Raw genomic sequence first — 3,597 nt, forward strand, 5'->3', positions numbered from 1 at the left:
AGTTAATTTTTATGTCTCTAAACTATCACTAACTATCTCAAAGCCTTATGCCTCCGTTTTTACGAAGATATCAAAGTTTTGCCCCAAAGCTTTGAACAGTCTGGCTTTGGAGTTTTCGGACAAGTCTATTGGTCATAAATTACCTCTTTGTTTTTTTGAGAATTTATTATTTAGCAGATGCAATTTATAAATGAAAGAATTATTGCCCAGGTTCATAATTACTATTTACCCATTAAATTCTTTCTGTAATTGCTGATGTACTGCTATTGGTATCTAGGCATTTAGATATTCTCAGCTAAGAAGCGAAAATGCAAGGACAGTTAAGACAGTTAAGAAAGTTAGTAAAAATTATTTTCAACTGGGTGCAAATAAAAATCTTAGAGATCAGCCTGTATAAGAAGTGTGATTTTGGAGACAAACGCTTAACAAGGGCGAGCAGTCATGAATAACTGCTCGGCAAAACTGGGAGGTACAGAATACCCGATGATTGACCCCGCCGTAGCAGTTTCGTTGGGAAACTCGTACCAGTCAGGAAAACCTTGTAATCTCGCTGCACCTTGGATTGACAAGGATTTGACCGTACCATCCGGCAACCAGATATCAGCGAACTTACTACGGTTGCAACCTTTGTGATCTGTGAAATGCGACCGCAATATCGTATTGCAGGGTAAATGTGCAGGCTTGTATTTCACATCTTTACGCCCTCCGACTCGTTCGATCAGCAGTGGTGTGGGAATGCCCGTCGCCAGAAATTGTTCTACCGCTTGCTGTTGTTTGGGGAGTAGTTGTGAATCAGACATCGTAGGGATTAGATGGGCGATACCTTCGGCACACTTCGTGAACGCCTCATACCAACCTATTGGTTTTCTGTGAGCGGGTATTGCAACGCTCAAACCCCTACTTGCAACCAGAACTAACCGCCGCCGCGCCTGGGGCAACCCAAATTCAGCCATGTTGACCACGCTGTAATCGACCGAGTACCCCTCTTGTTCCAAAGCATCCAAGATGATGGCAAAGCTCTGGCTGTTCTGATAGCGCGGCACATTCTCCAGCGTAAACACCCGTGGCTGCAACTGTCGGATGGCTTTTGCCACAGCCAATGCAGCCGTCAGATCATCAGCTGTTTCAATACCCTTACCTGCCTTAGCTGTGTGAGCTTGGCTGAAGTTGGCGCACACCGGGGAGGCATGAAGGTAATCGGGGCGGCGAGGAAAACCTAGAAATCCTAACTGCGCTACTTCTTGAATTGTTAGCTGGATGACTCTACACCCATATTCCCTGAAATTGCGGTGATGGGTTTTGGCGTTCACGAAGTGTGCCGAAGGTATCGCCCGACTCAGTTCTGGTTTACTTGGGTCAAACTCTACTGCAATGACTGGGCGAATACCAGCTTGAACCATCCCAGCTTCTATTCCGCCGCCGCCTGCGAAAAGTACTACAGCGATCGGGGCATCATCTGGCAGAACTGGTTTTATTTTTGTATTATCAAAATTTTTGCAGACATCTAATTTTGGTAATGTTTTTTTGGTTTTCGCTTTTTTGATAAAGGCGATGATATTCTCTCGTGTTGCCCTCTCTTGTTGCAGTGTCCGAATCATTGGAACAGCGCCAGGGGGAATTGAACCTATACTTTTGCCTTTCCATGCCCCGTTTATCTTCTCTTTCCAATTGAATGCCCATCGCCAATGAAAGGGATTATTCGGGTCACGTTCACCAATCACACGGGGATAAGAAACAGTCTTCCCATCAAGTAGCTTTTTAGTTTCGAGGTACTGATAAAGACAACCGACTGATTCCCCCTGTGAGGTTTTGACCGCTTTCTCAAGAATTTTTCGGGTATTGCAGATAACTCAGCTATTACTGATTTAGTCATGCAGCCACCTCCATGACCAAATCATCGGGTACTTCAAAAATTCCCAACCGCCCAATGTAGGGAATCGGTGTAATCTCACGTGGATTCTCCAGCTTCCAATGGTATTGCCCAGGTAGCCCCCAGCCAGACGCAATTTGTGAAAACTTGCAATCTACTATTGTGACAATACCGATGACTTGGCCGCGACGTAGAGAGATTAATTCTGGAATTTCTACCCCCATCCCTTGGCAAAATTCTTTCGCTACCTGGTACTCTTTTTTGGTACAGGTCTTGGCTGCGTGAATCAGAATGTCGCCGCGATAATTGATAGGCCAACCACGGTTTTCGATGAACCTATCCCACTAATAATATTTTGTTAATCCAGATGTGGATGGTAGCGAGGTCAATAAATGCATCAAAATAAACTTTTCGACGTTCCCATCTGACGACAAGACGACGGTATTTGCGTTGATACCAAGCGAAACACCGCTCTTGTTGAAATCTAGGAACAGAAATTTTGATGGGTCAACCGAGTGTTTTTCTTGGTTTTCCAAACTCGTTTTGGCCATTGAGGGCGAATACCTCTTTTGCGTAGAGCAGCACGTTTTTCTTTGGAGTCATAACCGAATGGCACTAAGAAAAGCTCAAAGCCATGCCCAATAAAGGCTACAGGTTTAATGCCCACTCCCACAGGATTTGACAGCAGGATTTTTCTGTTTCTGATACTGGTAATATTGTTGAGCTTGAGCTTCATCTTCTAAGTGCCAAGTCGAACTTGTAAGCAGTGGTGATACGCGGCCATTACAATTCAGGGAGCCGCTATCAAACTGAATTCCAAAACCACTCATGTCTTTACCTCACAAAAAAATACTTCAAGAATTACTTTCATCGTCAGTAGTTTTTTCCCACTGGAGAGTAAATGCTGTTGCATAACTGATGCATTTGACTATCTTAAAAGGTACTCAACTGATACTATTTGGTCATTACCTGGCTAGTTTTGATTCATCTGCCAACTGTTTACCTGTTTGCTGTAATTAACACATTCTTGACTGATGTAGTTTCAACCCTCTATATAGATAGAGGGTTGAAACTTTATACCAAACCAGTAAACCAAAGAAACTTGTTGAGGCTGTTACGCACAAGGCAGTTATTAAACTTGTATATCCTGCCTTTAGTATTTTGTGAGTTAGAAAAAACTGTATTATTTATTACGCTTAAAAGTGCTATATTGCTGTTTATTCTGCCTAGCGGAGCATCTATTAGCTATATAGTTGCCTTATACTAGCAACATGAGAAAACCATATCAAGCCCCATCTCGCACTTTAGATGAGGCTTTTACTAATGTCTAGATTGAATGCTTGAAATACCGTTGTATATATGATGCGTATCAGTATTTACAAAGATATTCATCTGATACTATTCGAGCATAACCGAATGGCACTAAGAAAAGGGAAAATCGTTGAGGCAGCTCTTGTGCAGAGGAGCAGAGGAGCAGGGGAGAAAAAAGAAGTTTTAGGTATTGCGTTCGGATATTTAGAAATTCACCTCTGCACCCTTGCACCCCTGCCCCTCTGCAATTCTTACGCTGCATACTCTTCAGCTTAACTTAGTGCCATTCGCTGATTTATTCAAGGCTTGTGCCTAACCCATAGCGCTCTAAATTTCGCAGATTCTGAATCAGCATTTTCGGCGATACACCAACAATCTGTTGTTTGAGTTGGCCATATCGCTTTTTGCCTTGAGTC

The 3,597-nt window shown here is 43.1% G+C and carries 5 protein-coding genes; 1 reads left to right on the plus strand and 4 read right to left on the minus strand.

Annotation, left to right across the window (positions count from 1 at the left end):
- Nucleotides 1-422: 422 nt before the first annotated feature.
- The 3 genes from H6G92_RS38450 to H6G92_RS38460 all read right to left on the minus strand — a co-directional run bounded on the left by H6G92_RS38450 (nt 423) and on the right by H6G92_RS38460 (nt 2,606).
- Entirely contained in the window at nt 423-1,721 is a 1,299-nt protein-coding gene (locus H6G92_RS38450) for a DNA cytosine methyltransferase (RefSeq protein WP_313890067.1), read from the minus strand.
- Nucleotides 1,722-1,869: 148 nt separating this feature from the next.
- Nucleotides 1,870-2,094 carry a hypothetical protein gene (locus H6G92_RS38455; RefSeq protein ID WP_199345148.1) on the minus strand — a complete coding sequence of 75 codons (225 nt, stop codon included), beginning with the start codon at nt 2,092-2,094 and terminating at the stop codon, nt 1,870-1,872.
- Nucleotides 2,095-2,354: 260 nt separating this feature from the next.
- Nucleotides 2,355-2,606, minus strand: a complete 252-nt coding sequence (locus H6G92_RS38460) for a hypothetical protein (protein WP_190902065.1) — start codon at nt 2,604-2,606, stop codon at nt 2,355-2,357.
- 680 nt (nt 2,607-3,286) lie between these two features.
- On the opposite strand from H6G92_RS38460, the gene H6G92_RS38465 reads away from it, so the two are divergent.
- A complete protein-coding gene (locus H6G92_RS38465) occupies nt 3,287-3,457 on the plus strand; it encodes a hypothetical protein (protein ID WP_190971619.1) in 171 nt (56 codons plus the stop codon).
- A 19-nt stretch (nt 3,458-3,476) separates the two neighbouring features.
- Here the strand turns inward: H6G92_RS38465 and H6G92_RS40740 are convergent.
- Nucleotides 3,477-3,597, minus strand: a 121-nt coding sequence (locus tag H6G92_RS40740) for a winged helix-turn-helix transcriptional regulator (RefSeq protein ID WP_199345129.1), incomplete at its 5' end; no start/stop codon positions are given.

Origin of the sequence: Nostoc foliaceum FACHB-393, assembly GCF_014698505.1 — a bacterium.
Taxonomy (GTDB): domain Bacteria; phylum Cyanobacteriota; class Cyanobacteriia; order Cyanobacteriales; family Nostocaceae; genus Nostoc; species Nostoc foliaceum_A.